Below are 19,726 nucleotides of genomic sequence, written 5' to 3' on the forward strand. Positions count from 1 at the left end.
CGGCTTCTCGAGTTCCACGGCTGACGAAGCGAACGGTTGCTCGAGTGTGAGGGGAAGCAAAAAGGACGAGTGACGATGAACAACGGTGAGCGGCGACGAACAGCAACGAGCGATGTCGGTCGGTTAGCGGTCAGCGGTCATCTGATACCGGTCACCGGTTCAGCGTGTGAATCGCGTGACCGAGCGCGTTTTCGGCGGCTTCCATCACGGCCTCCGAGAGCGTCGGGTGGGTGTGAATCGTGGCCGCGACGTCCTCGAGGGTGGCTCCGAGTTCGATAGCGAGGCCGAGTTCGGCGATCAGTTCGGAGGCCTCGGGGCCGACGATCTGGGCGCCCAGGACGAACCCGGCGTCCTCGTCGGCGACGATCTTGACGAAGCCGTCGGTGTGGCCCGTGGTGAGCGCGCGGCCGCTAGCCTGGAACGGGAATTTGCCGCTGACGGTCTCGAAGCCCATCTCTTCGGCCTCCATCTCGGTCATACCGACGGTACCGATTTCGGGGTCGGTGAAGACGGCCGCGGGCATCGCCTGGTAGTCGAGTGCGGAGGGTTCGCCGGCGATGACTTCAGCGGCGACCTGGCCCTCTTTGCTGCCGGCGTGGGCGAGCATCGGTTCGCCGGCGACGTCGCCGACGGCGAAGATGTGTTCGACGTTCGTCCGGCCGCGGTCGTCGGTCGGGATGAAGCCCCGATCGTCGGTTTCGATGCCGGCGGCCTCGAGTTCGAGCGTATCGGAGACGGGTGCGCGGCCGACGGCCACGAGGACCTTCTCGGCGTCGATCTCGAGCGTGTCCTCGCCGTCTTCGGCGGCGGCCTCGACGCGGATGCCGTTGCCGTGCTCGCTCCAGCGGGAGGCCCCGTAGCCGAAGTGGAAGTCGATCCCGAGGTCTTTTGCGCGCTTTTTGACCGGACGAGCGAGGTCGGGGTCGAAGCCGTTGAGCGCTTCGTCGAGCATCTCGACGACCGTCACGTCGGTGCCGAGTTTCGCGAAGACGGTCGCGAGTTCCATCCCGATGTAGCCGGCGCCGACGACGATCAGGGAGTCGGGGACCGAGTCGAGCGCGAGGGCCTGCCGCGAGTTGAGTACGGGCTCGTCGTCGTACGAGAAATTCGGGATCTCGATCGGGCGAGAGCCGGTGGCGACGATCGCGTGTTCGAAGTCGATGGATTCGCTGCCCTGCCCCTCGCCGCCGTGGGAGACGCGAACCGTGTTCTCGCCGTCGAAGTGGGCGATCCCCTCCATGAGGTTGACCCCGTTGGCCTTACAGAGCTTCTCGACGCCGCTGGTCAGTTGATCGACGACGCCGTCCTTCCAGGAGACCATTCCCTCGAGGTCGATGGCCGGGTCGGCGTGGATGCCCATCTCCTCTGCGTTGCCGGCCTCGTGGGCCAGGTCGCTGGCAGTGATGAGCGCCTTCGAGGGGATACAGCCGTGGTTGAGGCAGGTTCCCCCGTAGGCCTCCTTCTCGACGAGCGTGACGTCGAGATCGAGTTGGCCGGCCCGAATCGCGGCCACGTAGCCTGCTGGGCCCGCGCCGATGACGAGTACGTCCGTTCCAGTCGAAATGTCTCCGACGACCATTATACTAGAGCAAATCCAATCGAGATATAAAAACGGGCAGGTATTGCGCCGAGCGACGGGGTGTTCGAGGTCTCGAGCGAGGGGTGTGCGGATCTCGAGCGAGGGGCGTGCGGATCTCGAGCGAGGGGCGTGCGGATCTCGAGCGAGGGGCGTGCGGATCTCGAGCGAGGGGCGTGCGGATCTCGAGCGAGGGGCGTGCGGATCTCGAGCGAGGCGGCGTCAGTCGACGCGGGTCGCGTCGTACCCACGAGATTCGATCGCGTCGAGGACCTCTCTGGCGTGCTCGCGACCGCTGGTGACGACCTGGAAGACGAGGTAGGCCTCCCCGACCCGGAGATCGCCGACGGCCCGGTCGTGACGAACCGTCCGGATGTTCGCTCCAAGGTCCGAGATGACGCCCGAAATTTCCTCCATCTTGCCGGGCTGATCGGCAATGCGGACGCGCAGTCGCAACAGCTGGTCGCGGTCGGTCAGCGCGTGCTCCAGGACCGTCTGGAGCATGGAGATGTCGATGTTGCCGCCCCCGAGCACCGGAACGACGGTTTCGCCGCTGACGTCGAGGTCGGGAGAGAGCAGCGCTGCGACCGACGCCGCGCCGGCCCCCTCCACGAGTTGTTTCGCCCGCTCTAAGAGGACGAGCGTGCTCTGGGCAATCTGGTCGTCGGTGACGGTGACGACCTCGTCGACGTGCTCGCGGATGATCTCGAAGGTGAGTTCCGAGATACCGCCCGTGGCGATCCCGTCGGCGATGGTGGTCGGGTCGTCGATCCCCTGTGGGAAGCCCTTGTCGAGGCTCTCGGGCACCGTCGCGGCGGAGTCCGCCTGCACGCCGACGACGCGGATTTCGGGGTCGAGGCCGGCGAGAGCGGTAGCGATGCCGCCGATCATGCCACCGCCGCCGATCGGGACGATGACGGTATCGACCTCGGGGAGCGCCTCGTGAATCTCGAGTCCCAGCGTCCCCTGCCCGGCGACGATGTCGGGGTCGTCGTAGGCGTGGACGAAGCCCACGTTCTCGGCTTCGGTGAGCGTCTTCGCGTGGGCCATCGCCTCCTGGAAGTCGTTTCCGTGGAGTTCGACGTCGCCGCCGTAGCTCCGGGTGGCGTTGACCTTCGCCTGCGGCGCGTTCTTCGGCATGACGATTGTCGACTCGAGGCCCGTCTTCGTCGCGGCGAGGGCCACTCCCTGGGCGTGGTTGCCCGCGCTGGCGGCGACGACGCGGTCGACGGTTCCCTCCTCGGCCACCTGGACGAGCTTGTTGTAGGCGCCTCGCGTCTTGAACGAGCCCGTCCGCTGGAGGTGTTCCATCTTCAGGAACACCGTCGCATCGGCCATCCCGCTCAGTGATCGGTTAGACTCGACCGGCGTCTCGCGAACGACTGACTCGTCGTCGAAGCGTTCCCGGGCCGCCAGCACGTCTTCGAAACGGACCTCGACCATGACGGGATAATCAGGATGGCGCAGTATTTCACCTTCGGTTTGTCGTGGCTTCAGAGCCCAGAATCCAGAGCCCGGAATCCAGAATCCAGAGCCCGGAATCCAGAATCCAGAGCCCGGAATCCAGAATCCAGAGCCCGGAATCCAGAATCCAGAACTACCTCGAGCGTCGAAAACCGGACCCGCGAACGATCAGAGGAACCGCGGAATAGACCCCGTTATCTCGAGTCGCTCGCAGTAGTGAGCGAGCGGGTCGCCGGCGGGCGTCGGCACGTCCGCCGCCTCGAACAGGTCGTTTTCTCGAATCGTTATCTCCACCGGGGCGAGCGACCAGGGTTCGTGGGCAATCTCGGCGACGAGCGTTCGATCGCCGTAGGGGACGAGCATCCGTCGGCGTTCGGTGAGCCAGTGGGTGAGGGAGTCGGGCCTCGCGCGAGTCGGGGGCGCAACCGGTCGGTACTCTGCGTCGAAGCGCGCGGGCCCCCCACTCGGGTCGTCGCGTTCGCTCGAGAACGTGACCCGACCGTCGGTGCCGTCGACGCGCTGGCGAGCGTCGAAACAGGGGACGTCGAGTCCCCTGCGAGCGAGGAACGCCAGCCACGGGCCGTCGATGTCGATGCTGAAGAAGTACAGCCCGGAGACGTCCCGGTAGCGAACGTAGGTCCGGAGGTTGAGTTCGGGACGCGTGACGCGCATCGCGCTCGGCGTGTCTCGAACGCCCGCCCGAGCGAGGACGAACGGGACGATCGTGAGCCAGGCTCGACCCTCGACGGTCTCGAGGTCGAACCGATCGGGAACGTGCGGCCGGAGGCGATCCGGGTCGACGGGCCAGTGGAGGAAGGCTCCGTCGCGCCACACCATCGAGAAGGGGTGTGGCAGCCAGGGGAGGGACGACGGCTCCGTCTCGACGGTCGCCGAATCGGGGTGAAGGATTCGCTGTTCGGTCATGGTCGATGCGAGGGAGCGACCTCTCGTTCGAAGAACGGTCGGGCGAGCACCCCTAGCGGGACGGGTCCGAGCGCTTTCGTCGGCGCCGAGGGGTCGGTCGCAGCGGCGTTATTCATATGCGTCTCTACGTTACCTGCGGGGATAAATCACTCAGGAACCAATTAGTTCAGGTGAATGTATCGAAGTGCTATACGAACTCGATCGGGAGCCCAAATCGGGAGCGAGTGCGCGGAGTCCGGACCGGTAACGAGTGCACAGAGGCTGCGGCCTCAAACGAGTGAGCTCGAATGAAAAAGCGGACACGGAATCGCCCGTAAAACGGCCTACTCGAGGTGGATCGCCGGGCGGAACGGTCGGGCCTGGCTCGCTTTGCCGGCGGGATCGATCGGATCGGCGTCCTCGGCGTCGATTAGGACGTCGGCGTCGAACTCGCTCTCGAGGAAGTCTGCGGACGCTTCGTAGACGGCCCGCTCGTCGATTCCGGCGAGCGTCTCGAGTGCGGCGTCCTCGCGCTCGCGGACGAACGAGACGAGGTCGCCCACGAGGCCGTTGACGGCGTCCCCTCGGTCCCGGTGGGCAGGATTTTGCATGACCTGCTCCATCACGGCTCCCTGGTCCGGGCCGGTTTTCACGACCGTCTCGAACACCTCGCGTTTCCAGTCGGCCGCGACGTAGACGCGAATCGTCTCGGGGTCGGTGTCGGTCACGTCGACGATGTCGCAAACGTCCTCAAGCAGCGCTCTCACCAGTCGTTCCTCGACGATCACGCTCGAATCCTCGAATTCGGGCACCGGCTCGGGCCACGGCACGTCCTCGGCTAGCTCGCCTGTCAGTCGCTCGTGGAGTTCGTTCGCCGCGAACGGGATGACGGGCGCGAGCAGGCGCAGTCGCGTCTCGAGGACAGTACGAAGGGTCCATCGCGCCCCCGCGCGTCCGAGGTCCGTCCGGCGGCGGTACCACTTCAGGTACTCCTCGAAGCGGTAGAAGGCTCTCTGGCTGGCTTTCCGGGTCTCGAATCGGTCCATCGCGCCGGTGACCTCGCGAACCGTCTCCTGGAGGTGGGCGAGGAGCCAGCGATCGATCCGCTCGAGGTCCCGTTCGCCTGCCGGTCCGTCGATCAGGTCCACGGCGTGGTTCCAGAAGCGCTCGAGTTGATCGCGCGTCGCGGCGACGGCCTCGGCCCGCCAGTCGTAGTCCTGCCAGGGTTCGGCGCTGTTGAGCAGGAAGAAGCGCACGGTGTCGGCCCCGTAGCGCTCGATGGCCTCGCCGGGGAGGACGACGTGTCCCCGCGAGGAACTCATCGACTCGCCCTCGAGCAGCCCCATGCCCATGACGGTGATTCCCCGGGGCCACTTCGCCTGCTCGAACAGCTCGGCGTGGTGGGAGAGGAAGAACGTCAGGTGATTCGAGATCAGGTCGTTGCCCGAGCACCGGTAGTCGACGGGGTACCAGTACTCGAATTCCTCGCGCAGGTCCAGGGCGCGCTCGTCGGGTTCGTCGACGGATTCGGGCCCCAGCAAGAGCGCATCGAAGAACTCCCGCGTCAGGTCCTCGACCGGGACCTCTTGGATCCGGTGAGCGATGGTGTAGTAGGCCGTGTAGATCGTCGAGTCCGACAGCGGTTCGATGACGAACGCGTCGTCCCACGGCAGTCTCGTCCCGAGTCCGTAGTTGCGGATGCAGGGCCACTCCTCGAGCCACTCGATCGTGTGGTCGTACTGCTCGCGGGTGTTTTCAGGGATCGCGTCCAGGTTCGCGACGGCCTGGTGAGCCTTCTCGCGCCACCCCGCGTCGTCGTACCGCAGGAACCAGGTGTCCTGTTCGGCGACCTCGACGCGTCCGCCACAGCGACAGACGACCGTCTCGGCGAAGTCGTACATCGCGTCGAAAGCCCCCTGCTCTCGGTAGTGCGCGTCGAGTTCCTCACGGACGTCCTCGACCACCCTGCCGGCGAACTCGCCGTAGTCCTCGTTCAGTTCGCCCCGGTGGAACTCGCGGGTGTACAGTTCCTCGGTAGCCGCCTCGAGTTCGGGATCGTCCGAGGATTCGATGCCGTACTCGGCGACGGCGTCCGCTGCGGGGAACTCGCCGTAACCCTCGAGGGTCAGGACGGCCCGCGATTCGATGGCCCGCACCGCCTCGGGGTCGAGACCGTACGCTCTCAGGTCGTCGGTGCGGGCTTTCGACGCCTCGAGGGCGACCCAGTCGTCGGGCGAGTGGGCGGGGACGGACATGACGACGCCGGTGGCGCTGTCGGTGTCCACGAAATCGGCCGGGAGGACGACGATCTCCTCGTCGGTGACAGGGTTCCGGACGCGGGTGCCGACGACTTCGGTTCCTGGAACGGTCTCGAGCACCTCGACCTCGCGCGCCTGCAACGCGAGTTTCTCGGTCGCCTCGAGCGAGACGACCCACTCCTCGCCGTCCACGGTCGCTCGAGCGTAGGTCGCGTCGGGGTCGACGAAGGCGTTCGTGACCCCGCGGACGGTCTCGGGGCGCAGAGTTGCCATCGGGTAGACGGTGCGTTCGCTCTCCGCTCCCGGTTCCGCCTCGCCGCCCGCTCCGCTCGAGTCGTCGCTCGCGGCGCGGAACGCAATCAGCGTGTACTCCTGGAACTCGGCGTCCTCGCCCTCGTAGATGTCGTGTGTCGTGACCGGCTGTTCCTCGTTCGTACAGTAGTTCACCGGGTGCAGCCCCTTCTCGAGGAGGCCGCGCTCGTGCAAGGTCTCGTACTGCCAGCCGATAAATCGCGAATAGCGCTCGTCTTCGGTGGTGAACTCCCGGCGCCAGTCGATCGACAGCCCGAGGCGACGCATCCCAGCCTCGTAGTGGTTCTCGATGAAATATCGGGCAAATCCCATCGGCGTCTCGAGGTCCCGGAGGTCGGATTCAGGTACCTCGAAAGCGTTTCGCAGGCTGTCGAGCTGGTGGGCGTCGCCGCGCTTCAGTCGCTCGACGGCGCCGACAATGGGCGTGCCGGTGACGTGCCACGCAATGGGGAAGAGGACGTTGTCGCCCCGCTGACGCCGGTAGCGGGCGTACGCGTCGGGGACGGTGTACGTGCGCGCGTGGCCGATGTGCATGCCGCCGTTCGGGTACGGGTAGGGGACGGTCACGAACGTCGCTTCCGACGGGTCTCGACCGTCCGGATCGGCCTCGTACCGATCCGACTCCACCCACCGCTCGCGCCAGCGCGCCTCGAGTTTCTTTGGCTCGTAGCCGTCACTCTCCTCGGCAGTGGCATCTCGAGAATCCCGTCCTCGAGCGTCCCGATTCACACCGATCCCTCGATAACCGGCCCGTCGGTGGCCCGGAAGGAGGTCGCGTTCGGCGGTCGAATTCGAGTTCGCTGGGCGTCGAAGTCGTCGTCGAGCCGTCGTCTCATGCTCGATCCTACTCGCGAGAACGATAAAATACTGGCGTGGTGACAGGCCAGACCTGTCATCAATTCCGGTATTTCAGAACCCCGAACGCTACTCCTCGATCTCGATCGCCGGCCGGCCTGGCTCCGCGTTCGAGAGCACCGAGTCGTCGGCGTCTTCGGCGCGAACCACGCTGACTGGCGCGTCGAACTCTCGTTCGATCAGCCAGGCCGCCGATTCGAGAGCCGCGTGTTCCTCGTCGGGGTCGAGCGTCGTCGACAGCGCCTCTCGCTCTGCTTGCAGGTCCTGACCGTAACTCGCGGCGGCATCGCCCTGCTCGCGGATGTGTGATTCCTGCATGAGTTCGCCGATCAGGTTGTCCGCGTCGCTCTCGACCGCGATCTCGAGGGCGTCGTACTTCCAGTCGGGGGCGACGACGACGTCGATTTCCTGCGGGTCGTCGATACCGGCCACGTCGACGATCTGGCGAACGTCCTCGCGGGTGTTCTCGACGAGTTTGCGCCGTTTCTCGACGTGATCGCGGTCGACCGTCGCGGTCGGCCAGCCGGCCTCGACGACGAAGCCGCCGTCCTCGTCCTCGAGTTGCTCGTAGAGTTCCTCCGCGAGGTGGGGCGCGACCGGCGCAAGCAGACGAACGACGGCCGACAGCCCGCGCTCGTAGGTCTCGGCGTGCGGTTCGGCGTAGTCGGCGTACTGCCGGAGCGTTCGGACCAGGTCCTGGGTCTCGCGAAGCGCGCGGTTGAACGTCAGGTCGGCGTACTTCTCGGCGGCGATAGCGAGCGTCGCGTCGATTTCGCTCTCGACGTAGCTCGCGACGGCGTCGTCTTCGCCCGCGGGCGCGTCCGCGACGTAGTCCTGGACCATCCCCTGCAATCGCGTGAGGAACGCGTAGGTCGACCGGACGCCCTCCTCGCTCCAGTCGAAGTCACGCTCGGGCTGAGCGGCCTGCATCATGAACAACCGGGCGGTGTCGGCACCGTACTCCTCGACGATTCGCTGCGGCGAGACGGTGTTGCCCTTCGACTTGGACATCTTCTCGCCCTCGAGTTGGACCATCCCCTGGGCGAGCAGATTCGTAAACGGTTCGCGGTGTTCGAGACCCTCGTGGTCGGAGAGCACCTTCGTGAAGAACCGCGAGTACAGCAGGTGCATCACGGCGTGCTCGATGCCGCCGACGTACTGGTCGACCGGCATCCAGTCGTTGGCCCGCTCGATGTCGAAGGGAGCGTCCTCGAGGTCGGGCGAGACGTACCGCAGGAAGTACCACGAGGAGTCGACGAAGGTGTCCATCGTGTCGGTCTCCCGTTCGGCCGGGCCGCCGCAGTCGGGGCAGGCCGTCTCCTTCCACTGCTCGGCGGCGTCCAGCGGGTTCCCGGTGGTATTGATGAACTCCGGTAACTCGACTGGTAGGTCCTCTTCGGGCACCATCACGGGGCCGCAGTCGGCACAGTGGACGACCGGAATCGGCGTCCCCCAGTAGCGCTGTCTCGAGATGCCCCAGTCTCTGAGCTGGTACTGGGTGGCGTGCTCGGCGCTCTCGATCTCTTCGGTCAGGCGCTCGCGTGCGGTTTCGCTGTCGAGACCCGAGTATTCGCCCGAGTTGACGAGGACGCCGTCGTCGGTGTAGGCTTCCTCCTGGACGTCCGACGCGCCGGGGACCGTCTCGCCGTCCCAGTTCTCCGGTTCGGGAGCGACGACGGGGACGATGTCCTCGCCCATCTTCGTCGCGAACGCGTGGTCGCGCTCGTCGTGGCCCGGGACAGCCATCAGCGCACCCGTCCCGACGTCCGAGAGGACGAAATCGGCGACGTAGACCGGAATCTCCTCGCCCGTGGCGGGGTTGGTGGCGGACAGATCGGTGGCGACGCCGTTCGGTTCGTCGCCCTCGGGGTCGGCCTCGTGTTCGACGAAGTGACGGACGTCCTCGTCCTCCTCGACCAGTTCCTGGCTGATCGGGTGGTCCGGGGCGAGCGCGAAGTACGTCGCGCCAAAGAGCGTGTCGACGCGGGTCGTGAACGCCCGGACGTCCCCGTGGCCTTCGATTTCGAAATCGAGTTCGGTCCCGTGCTGGCGACCGATCCAGTTACGCTGCATCTGGCGGACCGAGTTCGGCCACCCCTCCAGGTCGTCGATGGCCTCGAGCAACTCGTCGGCGTACTCCGTAATTCGGAGGAACCACTGCTCGAGTTCGCGGGTCTCGACGGGGGTGTCACAACGCCAGCAGAGTTCGGCCTCGCCCTCGACCTGTTCGTCGGCCAGGACGGTCTCGCAGTGGGGACACCAGTTGACCTCGGCGTCCCGTCGCTCGACCAGGCCCTCCTCGTGGAAGCGGGTGAACAGCCACTGGTTCCAGCGGTAGTACTCGGGGGTGCAGGTGGCGATCTCGCGGTCCCAGTCGTAGCCGAATCCCATCGATTCCATCTGCCCGCGCATGGTGTCGATGCAGTCGAACGTCCAGTCGCGCGGGTTGGTGTCGCGCTCCTTGGCCGCGTTCTCGGCGGGCAGGCCGAAGGCGTCCCACCCCATCGGGTGGAGCACGTCGTCGCCGCGCATCCGTCGGTAGCGGGCGTAGGCGTCGGTGATCGTGTAATTTCGAACGTGGCCCATGTGGAGTTTGCCCGAGGGGTAGGGGTACATCCCCAGGACGTACGTCGGATCCTCGACGTCGTCGGGCGTTCGGTACACGTTCGCGTCGTCCCACGCCTCCTGCCAGCGTCGTTCGACCGTCGCGTGGTCGTATCCCGAGTCGCTCATTTGCTTATATAGGATTGGCGGAGGCGAGGTTCTATACCTTTCCATTGGCGGGCAAACGGACAGTTCCCGCTCGCCTCGAGGCGAGCACCCGAACCAGTAGTTACGTTCCGGTACGTTTTCGAACCGGGTCGAGGGGACGAAGTGGGACCGTTCTCGAGAGTGAAACCGCTAGACTGTGGCAGGGAAACGGGAACAAGATGGAACGATCAAAAACCGATGCAACCGTCGCGGCTTTATATACGTACGCCGACGGAACGACGGACCACAATGGCACCACTCATCAGCGCACTGGTCGCGTTCATCGTCGCACTACTGGTTGGCGGCCTGGCAATCTACCTCGCCGCGAGCGTCGTCATCGACGCCCACAGTTACGAGCACGCAATCGTGACGGCTATCATCGGCGCCATCGCGTGGGCGCTCACGTCCTGGATTCCGCTCCTGGGGCCGATCATCGCCCTGATCGTCTGGATCGGCGTGATCAACTGGCGCTACCCCGGCGGGTGGGTGACTGCCGCAACCATCGGCGTGGTCGCCTGGCTGTCGGCACTGGTGATCCTGTTCGTGCTCAACGCAGTCCTGGGACTCAACGTCGGCGCGTTCGGCGTGCCGATCTGAGCCGTTCGGAGCGGTTTCCCGTTTCGTCGTCGAAACGCGTTTTCAACCGGCCAAGCATGTCGTTCGACCTGGTCCAGCATGTCGTTCGACCCGGTCAGGCGTGTCGTCTGACTCGACTAAACGCGTCGTTCGACCCGACGTTTGTCTCGGGTACCGAGGAAACAATCCATCCGTGTGCCGCCGACGCGTTCTCGGCGGAATTCTCGCCTGTTCCTCACTCGGTTCTGGCTGTCTCTCGAGCGCCGATGAGGGCGACGGCTCGAGCGCGTACTTCCGAGTGAAAAGGCTTCGATACCGCCTGGTTTCGCGCTTCGCTAGTCGATGTCGATGCGCTTCGAGTCGTCGCTTTCCTGCAATTTCGGCAGTGTGACCGTCAGTACGCCGTTGTTGTAGTTGGCCGATATCGACTCCTCGTCGACCGGTTCGGGGAGGTGCAGCCGTCGACTGACCGACTTGTGCGACCGCTCCCGGCGGAGATAGCGGTCGTGTTCGTCGGTGCGATCGGTCTCCTGTTCGGCCTCGAGGCGGAGCGTCCCCTCGACGAGCGTCAACTCGATGTCCTCGGTCTCGAAGCCAGGGAGGTCGGCCGTCACGACGTACTCGTCGCGGTGATCGGCCACGTCGACGGCGACCGAACCCGGAAACGAGAGGCCGCTACCGCCGACGCCCGTTTCGAACTGCTTGCTGACTCGGTCGAGCATCTCCTCGAGGTCGTCGAACGGATTGCGTCGCATGCGAGTCGATAGGCGCTCGAAGAGGATAAATTGTGCCCCGGCGAGGACGACAGAACCGGCAGGGTCGCGCGGGTTTCGTACACTCGACGACGTGTTCGAGGTCGTACACTTTCACTCAACCACGTACACTCTCACTCGACGACGTGTTCGAGGTCGTACGACCCCAGTCGGCGAACCCACCCCCTCTCGGCGAGGGCCTCCAGGTTGGCGATTGCCTCCTGGGTGCGCTCCTCGTAGAGGCCGGCGTCGACGTCCATGTGGAATACGTAGTCGCCGAGTCGCTCGCCGCTCGGGCGCGATTCGACCCGGCTCAGGTTGATGTCGCGGTCGGCGAACGGCTCGAGGAGTTCGAGGAGCAGTCCAGGATAGTTCGCGTTCGGGTAGACCACGAGCGAGGTCTTCCCGCCGGCCTCCGAGCGCTCGGAGGCGGGTGCGAGCGCGAAGAACCGCGTCGCGTTCGACGTCTGGTCCTGGATGTCGGCGGCGAGGACCTCGAGGTCGTCGCCCGCCGTGGCGGGGTGGGCGATGCCCGCGACGGAGGGGTTCTCGCGGGCGTACTCGACGCCCTGGGCCGTGCTCGAGACGGCCTCGAGGGTCGCATCGGGGTACTCGGACTCGAGGTAGGCGCGACACTGGGCGAGCGCCTGGGAGTGGCTGGCGATGGTGTCGAAGTTCGGTCCCTGGGCGAGCAGGGCGTGGCGGATCGGCGTGACGATCTCGCGGACGACGGCGACGTCGTACTCCGCGAGGGCATCCTGGCTCTCGGTGACGCTCCCCTCGATGCTGTTCTCGATGGGGATCACCCCGCGGTCGAACTCGCCGGCGGCGACGGCGGCGACGATGTCGGTGACCGACTGGCGGAAGACGACGTCGTCGTCGAGCGCTCGCGTCGCGCGATGCGAATAGGTCCCTTCGGGGCCGAGCGTGACGGCTGTCATATGCTTCGTAGGGGAGCGGATCCCGAAAAACGTGCCGAAGGTGGTGATTTCTCGAGAAGTGCTGGGTCTTCGTCTCGAGAAGCGGTGTCTCGCGCCCGAATGCGTGTCCACGCCGTTCGTCCGTCAGTTCCTACAACGACTTGTAATCGTCGCTGAACACCTCGAGCGTGGCGACGAGCGCGCCGAGGACGATGGGGCCGTAGAACAACCCCATGAACCCGAAAGCGGTGACCCCGCCCAGGACGCCGACAATAATCACGGCCGGGTTGAGTTCGGCGTAACGGTCGACGACGATCGGTCGCAGGTAGTCGTCCGACAGACCGACGATGACCATACTGTAGATCGCCAACCCGATCGCGAACGTCGGCTGATTGACCATGAGCAGGTAGATCACGGCGGGGCCCCAGACCAGGAACGAGCCAACGATGGGGATCAACGAGAGGACGATCATGACGACCGTCCAGAACAGCGCGTTGGGGATGCCGACGACGAACAGGCCGATTCCCGCCAGTCCGCCCTGGATTAGCGCGATGAGGACGTGGCCGGCCAGCACCGCCCACGTCACGTTCTCGAGCGCCTCGAAGAGATTCGTCTGGACGGCGTCCGGGAGCGGCGTCACCTCGCGAAGCCATCTGAGCAGGGAGTCGCCATCCCGGAGGAGGTAGTAGAGCAAGAAGAGCGCCACGCCGATGCCGATGGCCGTGTGCGTGAGCCCCGCCAGCAGTTCCGGACTGCGCTCCAGGAGGGTCTGTCCTGCGGACTGGGCCCAGTCCATGGCCGTCGACTCGAGGTCGACCCCGAATCGCTCGGCGACCGACTGGAAGGGCTCGAGCGGAAGCGAATCGGCGTCGGCGCCTTCGACGAGTGCGCGGGCGTCGCGAAAGACGTACGCCACGACGATCACAACGGGGACGATGGCGAGAAGGAGTGCCAGCAAGACGAGCGAAAACGCGGCGATAGCAGGCGATGTTCGTTGTTCCAGGCGACGCTGGGCCGGCGTCAGCACGAACGCGAGGAGGACGGCGGCCAGCACGTACTGGATATACGGGAGGACGAGTTGCGCCGACAACAGCAGGAGGACGGCGATGAGAACGAGTAGCGTCCCTCTCGATCGATTCACACCTCGAACTCAACGGGGAGGGGGTTAAATGCGGTGGCGGCAGGTACAGGCCGACGGCGGTGCGCAGTCGAGAGTGACGGCCAGGACGCCGTCGAAGACGTCCACGTGAAGATCCGATTACTGCTGGGGAATCGGGGAAACACGGGGTTGACCGGCGTAAACGGTTCGTACGTGTCGACTGTCTCGTCGCTCGTCACACGGGTTCAAGGCCGTGGTTCGCCAAGTACCGGTTATGTCGACCCAGCTCGACCCGCTCTCGATCTCGGCCGACCTACTCTACACGGTCAAGACGGACGGGGAGCGGGGCGCCCTCCGCGACCATCTCGCCACGCTCGAGCGATCGCGGCTCGACCGAGCGCTCGGCGGCCGCGCGGAGAAACTCGCCTTCTGGCTCAACTGCTACAACGCCTACGTACAGATCCTCCTCGAGGACGATCCCTCGCTGCTCGAAGGTGGTGTGCTCGACCGCTGGAAGTTCTTCGCCAGGGATCGCGTTCCGATCGCCGGCGTCTGGCTGAGTCTCAACGACATCCAACACGGGTTCCTTCGTGGCTCGAGACACCCCTGGGGGATGGGGTACCTGCCACGACCGTTCCCGACGGCCTTCGAGCGCCAGTTTCGGCTCGAGTCGGTCGATCCCCGGATCCACTTCGCGCTGAACTGCGGCACCGAAAGTTGTCCACCGGTCGCCGTCTACAGTCCGTCCGACGTCGAGACAGAACTCGAGACCGCGACCGACTGGTTCCTCGAGGAGAACGTGAGCTACGAGCCACGGGAACGCGTCGCCCGCGTGCCGCGCGTCTTCCTCTGGTACCGCGGCGATTTCGGCGGCTCGAGCGGGATTCGGTCGTTCCTCGAACGCTACGACGTGATTCCGTCCGACGTGACGCCGACGCTCCAGTACGACGAGTACGACTGGTCGATGGATCTGGGAGATTATCGCCGAAAGTAATTTTTCGGGGTCCTCGATGGCCGGAGAAGGCCGAAGCGGGCCGCCAGCGTCATTACCGGGCAGGGGATCTCAGCATCGTTGCCGCCTCGAGGACCTCAGCGCCCGTGCCCTCGACCCTCGAGATACTCCTTCGTTCGCCCGAGCACGACGTACTCCGCCTTTCGGAGGTCCGCGACGGATTCCGACCCCGTGACGAACATCGCCGTCTCGAGTTCGACCCGGAGGGTCTCGAGGAGGTCGACGACCGCGTCGGTTCCCTGCCCGGCTGGCGAGAGAAACGGTTTGGCGAGACCGCCAGCCTGCGCACCGAGGGCGATGGCCTTCGCCACGTCCAGACCGGAGCGAACGCCGCCGCTGGCGATCACGGTGTCGTGAACGCTTGCGGCTTCGAGCGTGCTCACCGCGGTCGGGACGCCCCAGGCTCGGAAGCGTCGCCCGACGTGTTCCTGACGGGTCGCGCCGACGGCGGCCGCCCGATAGGACTCGATGCCCGACCAGGTCGTCCCACCCTTTCCGGCGACGTCGATGGCGTCGACGCCCGCCGCCGTCAGCCGCTTAGCGGTGCCCCGGGCGATACCGTTGCCCGTCTCCTTGACGATCACCGGCACCGAAAGCTTGCTCGCGACCGTTTCGATCGCCTCGAGACAGCCGCGTGCGTCGACGTCGCCCTCGGGCTGGACCGCCTCCTGGAGGAAGTTGAGGTGGATCGCCATCGCGTCCGCGTCGATCATCTCCACGGCGCGCTCGACGTCACTCACGTCGTACTCGAGCAACTGGGCGGCGCCGACGTTGCCGTAGAGGAACGCGTCGGGGCCGGCCTCCCTGACCACGGTGTAGGACTCCAGGAGGTCCGGGTCGTCGAGTTCGAGGCCGGCGCGCTGGCTGCCGACGCCCATCGCGACGCCCGTCTCCTGGGCCGCGGCGGCGAGCGATCGGTTGATCTTCGTGGTGTTGGGGTGGCCGCCGGTCATGCTCTCGATGACGATAGGGGCCGCGAGTTCGTGGCCGAAGAGATCCACGCTCGTATCGATATCGTCCCGGTGGATCTCCGGCAGCGCCTCGTGGAGGAGTTCGACGTCCTCGAAGCCGGTCCCCGAGGTCTCGACGTTTTCTTCTTCGATAATGCGGATGTGGTCGTCTTTGCGGTCGGATGTCTCGGGCATCGCTTCGTCTCTGCTGTGTCGTTCGCCGGCGGTATTGAAAAGGTGTCCATTCGCGACGGTTGGATCACCTACTCGATGCTATCGCCGGTAGCTCAATCACCACCGTCGCCGGACCAGTTGCATTCATATTCTGGGTCGTGTTATCATAGTACATGGGATCAGCACTCGAGGATGTCGAGTACCTCGCTCGTTCCTCTCACCGAGTGACGGTGCTCGCGTCACTCTCGGAAGCGCCGAGAACGCGGGCCGAATTGCAGGAGTCGACAGGCGCATCGGCGTCGACGATCAGCCGAACGCTCCGGACGCTCGAGCAACGTCGCTGGGCCGTCCGAAACGGCCACTGTTACGAGGCGACGCCGCTCGGAGCGTACGTCGCGACGGGCGTCACTGACCTGCTCGAGCGACTGGAGGCCGAGCGAAACCTTCGCGATATCTGGGACCGATTGCCGGTTGGTGAGATCGACGGAGGACTCGAAGAATTCGCTGACGCCGTCGTGACGCCGGCCACCGTGGAGGATCCGTACGGGCCGGTGTCTCGCTTCCTCGCACTGGTCGAGGAGAGCGATACGTTCCGTTTCGTCGGCTTCGAACTGGGATTGATCGAACCCTGTATGGACGACCTCTGCAGACAGATCACAGACGGGTTAAAAGCGACCATCATCGACCTGCCCAACGTCGCGAACTACATTCGCTCGACCTATCCTGACCTCTCGACGAGAACGCTCCGGAGCGGGAACCTCACCGCCTTGCTCCACGACGACCCGCCCCCGAACGGTCTCAGCCTCTTCGACGACCGGGTCGGTCTCTGCGTCTACGCGCCCGACACCGGAACCCTGCAAGCGATGGTCGACACCGACTCGCTGGCGGTTCGCACCTGGGCCGAACAGACGTTCGACCAGTATCGGCAGGCAGCGCGACCGCTGGCGCTCGAGGCCGAGACCGAGATCGGATAATCTCCTGTCGTGGTGGTCAGTTGTCAGTTGATTGCACGGGGTGACCGGCGGGCACCCTCTGCCCCATTGGCAACGGATGCCTTCATCTCACTAGATGCCTACATAATTTCTCCGCACATAGAGAGGTCCGCAGAGGCGATACCAATGACTGACAGTTACTTCACCGACCGAACAGCACCCCGGGGAGAAGACCGATGAGCGTCGAAAACGGCGTCGACGTCGACGCGCTGGGAGAGGCGATCGACGCGATCGGCGACGACCCGGCCGTCGGCCAGTTCGAATTCCACGCCGAAACCGAGTGGACGGACGGACTCCGGTGTGAGACGACGATCGACGAATTCGACCAGGCGGGCGAGCGCGTGCAGACGCGCGAGTTCACGATCGAGGGCGACGAACCCGAGCAGATCCTCGGCCAGCGGACTGCGCCCAACGCGGTCGAACTCCTGCTCGCCGCCCTCGGTTCGTGCCTGAGCGTCGGCTACGCCGCGAACGCCGCCGCGATGGGCATCGAACTCGATGACCTCCGCTTCGAGATGGACGGCGACGTCGACCTCCGGGGCTTCCTCGGCATCGACGAGGCCGTTCGGCCCGGCTACGAGGGAATCACCTGCACCGCGTACGTGGACGCAGACGCCTCGGCGGCCGAACTGGCCGAACTTCGCGAGCGCGTGGAGGCGACCTCGCCGCTCATCGACAGCATCACGAACGAGGTTCCGGTGGAGACCGACCTGGTCGCCGCCACGAAGCCATGAGCGAAACGAACCCACCGAGGCTCGATACGGACGAACTCGAGCAGAAGGTCACGGCCGTCTACCAGGACGTCGCACGGTCGCCGGACGGAGACTTTCACTTCGAGATGGGGCGTGACCTGGCCGAACGCCTCGGCTACGATCCCTCGGTACTCGATCGAATTCCGGCCGGGGCCATCGACTCCTTCGCGGGCGTCGGCTACCACTTCGACCTCGCGGACCTCGAGCCTGGCGAGCGCGTCCTGGACCTCGGGAGTGGCTCGGGGATGGACGTCTTCGTCGCTGCGATTCACGTCGGTGACGAGGGCGCGGTGGTCGGCATCGACATGACCGACGACCAGCTCGAGAACGGTCGCAAATACCGCGACCACGGCGAATTCGACAACGTCAGCTTCGAAAAGGGGTACATCGAGGACCTTCCGTTCGAGGACGAGTCGTTCGACGCGGTCATCTCCAACGGCGTGATCAACCTCTCGGCCGAGAAAGGTCGCGTCTTCGAAGAGGTGCGCCGCGTCCTCGCTCCAGGCGGCCGACTAGCGCTGTCTGACATCACCAGCGAGGAGCAGATGCCCGATTCCATCAAGACGAACGCGGACCTCTGGGCGGCCTGCATCGGCGGGGCGGTGCAAGTCGACGACTACGCCGACGCCATCGAGACGCCGGGATTCGACGTGATCGACCTCCGAGAGAACGATCGGTACGAATTCACCTCGGATCGAGCCAAGAGCGCGTGCCAGACTTACGGCGTCAAGAGTATCTCGCTGGTGGCACGCACGCGTTAAACGGATCCCAAAATTGCGGCCCTGATCGCGATCGGGCCACAACTCCACTCACGACCCGTCCGGAGCCGCCCACAGCCCGCTCGCGAGCCGCTCACAACCTGTTCGCGACCCACTCGAAATCCACTCGCAGCCCGCTCGATCAGTGACGACCGCACACGGCCGGCGCTCCGACGTTTCCATGCCCGGCGGTTCGCCGCTCGAAGGTTTTTGCGATTGCCCGTCGAACGACTCTCCATGTGGCGAGCAATCCTCCTCGGTTTCAGCGTCGTCGAAACCCTATTTCCTGACCGGATCATCGCGTGGGGAGAACGAAGAGCGTTCGAGAACCCGAACGCCGGCGAGTTGCACACGTGGACTGTTCCGATGGCTCGACTCGAGGGCGTGTTGTTCGCGTGGCTCGCCTTCCGTGAACGAGATAGTGCGCCGTCCGTCGGGCCGGCTCTCGCCATCCTCGGCGTACCAGCCCTCCTGGCCCCGGAGCGGTTCGTTCGAACGGCGCTCGAACTCGCCTACCGGAATCCGGACGACCTCGAGTTGAAACCGTGGGTGGTTCCGGCGACGAGGGCGATCGGTCTCTGCTACGTCGTCCTCGGTACGGTCGCCGGGCGCGTGTCGGCACCCGGCGAGGACTCTCGGTCGGAGTGATCGGAGCGATCCGACCGATCCGACCGATCCGACCGATCCGACCGATCGGAGGAGAATACTCGCCTGGAGTAGCATCTTTTCCCATAGACGGGACGCAGGACGCAAAACGCAAGACACGGTACACAAGACGGGCGCCTCGACGTACCCGGCTTCGAATTAGTACGACCGCACATCGAGTCCGTCGTCGGTTCCGACGTACGTCGCGTCCGCGAAGTCGACGAACAGGCCGTGCTCCAGGACGCCGGGAATCGAGGCGAGGTCGCGCCCGAGTGCGGCCGGGTCGTCGATCGAACCGAAGGCACAGTCCAGGACGAGGTTCCCGTTGTCCGTGATCACGGGCCCGTCCTTGTGCGTCGCCATGCGGAGAGTTGGATCGCCGCCGAGTTCCGCAACGCGATTCGCGACCACGGTGTGTGACGAGGGCAGCACTTCGACTGGAACCGGCGCCTCGAGTGCGAGGACGAGTTTCGAGGAATCCGCGACGACGACGAACCGGTCCGCCGCGGCGGCGACGAGTTTTTCGCGGGCGTGGGCCGCGCCGCCACCCTTGATCAGCGCCCCGTGGGCGGGTGAGTCGGGGTCGTCGACGACCTGGTCGGCCCCGTCGATGGCCAGGTCGATCACGTCGACGGCGTCGAGGTCGGTCAGCGGGATACCGACATCGAGGGCCAGTCGTCTGGACTGGAAGGAGGTCGCAATCCCTCGAATCTCGAGACCGTCCTCGACTGCGCGGCCGAGCGCCTCGATGGCGTGGGCGGTCGTCGATCCGGTGCCGAGGCCGACGACCATCCCGTCCTCGACCTCCTCGGCCGCTCGTTCCCCCGCACGGCGCTTGTGGGCGTCGGCTCCGCCCGACGATTTCGCGCTCATATCGTCACGAGTGGGCGGCGAGGAGAAAAACGTAGCCCTCGAGGCCGAACCTCGGCCGGGCGATCGTGGGCTCTCGAGGCCGAACCTCGGCCGGGCGATCGTGG

Annotated in this window: 16 protein-coding genes; 6 read left to right on the plus strand and 10 right to left on the minus strand. The window is 65.5% G+C overall.

Translation table 11 applies throughout. The features are described from left to right. Nucleotides 1–151: 151 nt before the first annotated feature. From lpdA to leuS (NGM15_RS12630), 5 genes are all read right to left on the minus strand, one after another. Entirely contained in the window at nucleotides 152–1,579 is a 1,428-nt protein-coding gene (gene lpdA / locus NGM15_RS12610) for a dihydrolipoyl dehydrogenase (protein WP_253431499.1), read from the minus strand. A 219-nt stretch (nucleotides 1,580–1,798) separates the two neighbouring features. Next, a complete protein-coding gene (gene ilvA / locus NGM15_RS12615; RefSeq protein ID WP_253431502.1) occupies nucleotides 1,799–3,019 on the minus strand; it encodes a threonine ammonia-lyase in 1,221 nt (406 codons plus the stop codon). A gap of 189 nt (nucleotides 3,020–3,208) precedes the next feature. Beyond that, nucleotides 3,209–3,964 (minus strand): YqjF family protein, encoded by a 756-nt coding sequence (locus NGM15_RS12620; protein ID WP_253431504.1) that lies wholly within the window; start codon nucleotides 3,962–3,964, stop codon nucleotides 3,209–3,211. Nucleotides 3,965–4,287: 323 nt separating this feature from the next. Then, a complete protein-coding gene (leuS, locus tag NGM15_RS12625) occupies nucleotides 4,288–7,242 on the minus strand; it encodes a leucine--tRNA ligase (protein ID WP_253431508.1) in 2,955 nt (984 codons plus the stop codon). Between the two features lie 195 nt (nucleotides 7,243–7,437). Further along, on the minus strand, nucleotides 7,438–10,101 hold the full coding sequence (gene leuS / locus NGM15_RS12630; protein ID WP_253431511.1) for a leucine--tRNA ligase: 2,664 nt from the start codon (nucleotides 10,099–10,101) through the stop codon (nucleotides 7,438–7,440). 267 nt (nucleotides 10,102–10,368) lie between these two features. Between leuS (NGM15_RS12630) and NGM15_RS12635 the strand changes: the two genes are divergently transcribed. Next, complete coding sequence (locus NGM15_RS12635) at nucleotides 10,369–10,716, plus strand: hypothetical protein (RefSeq protein ID WP_253431513.1); 348 nt, start codon at nucleotides 10,369–10,371, stop codon at nucleotides 10,714–10,716. 314 nt (nucleotides 10,717–11,030) lie between these two features. Here the strand turns inward: NGM15_RS12635 and NGM15_RS12640 are convergent, their stop codons facing one another. The 3 genes from NGM15_RS12640 to NGM15_RS12650 all read right to left on the minus strand — a co-directional run bounded on the left by NGM15_RS12640 (nucleotide 11,031) and on the right by NGM15_RS12650 (nucleotide 13,508). After that, nucleotides 11,031–11,450 (minus strand): Hsp20/alpha crystallin family protein, encoded by a 420-nt coding sequence (locus tag NGM15_RS12640; protein WP_253431515.1) that lies wholly within the window; start codon nucleotides 11,448–11,450, stop codon nucleotides 11,031–11,033. Between the two features lie 131 nt (nucleotides 11,451–11,581). Further along, nucleotides 11,582–12,388, minus strand: a complete 807-nt coding sequence (gene pheA / locus NGM15_RS12645) for a prephenate dehydratase (protein ID WP_253431517.1) — start codon at nucleotides 12,386–12,388, stop codon at nucleotides 11,582–11,584. A gap of 130 nt (nucleotides 12,389–12,518) precedes the next feature. After that, nucleotides 12,519–13,508, minus strand: coding sequence for an AI-2E family transporter (locus NGM15_RS12650; protein ID WP_253431520.1), 990 nt, complete (start codon nucleotides 13,506–13,508; stop codon nucleotides 12,519–12,521). A 232-nt stretch (nucleotides 13,509–13,740) separates the two neighbouring features. Between NGM15_RS12650 and NGM15_RS12655 the strand changes: the two genes are divergently transcribed. Next, nucleotides 13,741–14,460, plus strand: a complete 720-nt coding sequence (locus NGM15_RS12655) for a DUF547 domain-containing protein (protein ID WP_253431523.1) — start codon at nucleotides 13,741–13,743, stop codon at nucleotides 14,458–14,460. 95 nt (nucleotides 14,461–14,555) lie between these two features. Here NGM15_RS12655 and fni read toward each other — a convergent pair whose 3' ends face one another. Continuing rightward, nucleotides 14,556–15,623: a type 2 isopentenyl-diphosphate Delta-isomerase gene (gene fni, locus NGM15_RS12660; protein ID WP_253431526.1), complete on the minus strand. Its 1,068-nt coding sequence runs from the start codon at nucleotides 15,621–15,623 to the stop codon at nucleotides 14,556–14,558. A 152-nt stretch (nucleotides 15,624–15,775) separates the two neighbouring features. Between fni and NGM15_RS12665 the strand changes: the two genes are divergently transcribed. The 4 genes from NGM15_RS12665 to NGM15_RS12680 all read left to right on the plus strand — a co-directional run bounded on the left by NGM15_RS12665 (nucleotide 15,776) and on the right by NGM15_RS12680 (nucleotide 18,752). Continuing rightward, nucleotides 15,776–16,576, plus strand: coding sequence for a helix-turn-helix transcriptional regulator (locus tag NGM15_RS12665; RefSeq protein ID WP_253431528.1), 801 nt, complete (start codon nucleotides 15,776–15,778; stop codon nucleotides 16,574–16,576). Between the two features lie 194 nt (nucleotides 16,577–16,770). Next, a complete protein-coding gene (locus NGM15_RS12670) occupies nucleotides 16,771–17,328 on the plus strand; it encodes an OsmC family protein (RefSeq protein ID WP_253431531.1) in 558 nt (185 codons plus the stop codon). Further along, complete coding sequence (locus NGM15_RS12675) at nucleotides 17,325–18,107, plus strand: methyltransferase domain-containing protein (RefSeq protein ID WP_253431534.1); 783 nt, start codon at nucleotides 17,325–17,327, stop codon at nucleotides 18,105–18,107. The genes NGM15_RS12670 and NGM15_RS12675 overlap by 4 nt, the downstream gene beginning before the upstream one ends. 234 nt (nucleotides 18,108–18,341) lie before the next feature. After that, nucleotides 18,342–18,752: a hypothetical protein gene (locus tag NGM15_RS12680; protein ID WP_253431537.1), complete on the plus strand. Its 411-nt coding sequence runs from the start codon at nucleotides 18,342–18,344 to the stop codon at nucleotides 18,750–18,752. A 156-nt stretch (nucleotides 18,753–18,908) separates the two neighbouring features. Here the strand turns inward: NGM15_RS12680 and rpiA are convergent, their stop codons facing one another. After that, nucleotides 18,909–19,622 (minus strand): ribose-5-phosphate isomerase RpiA, encoded by a 714-nt coding sequence (gene rpiA / locus NGM15_RS12685; RefSeq protein ID WP_253431539.1) that lies wholly within the window; start codon nucleotides 19,620–19,622, stop codon nucleotides 18,909–18,911. Between the last annotated feature and the right edge of the window lie 104 nt (nucleotides 19,623–19,726).

This window comes from Natronosalvus halobius, from assembly GCF_024138145.1.
Taxonomy (GTDB): Archaea; Halobacteriota; Halobacteria; order Halobacteriales; family Natrialbaceae; genus Natronosalvus; species Natronosalvus halobius.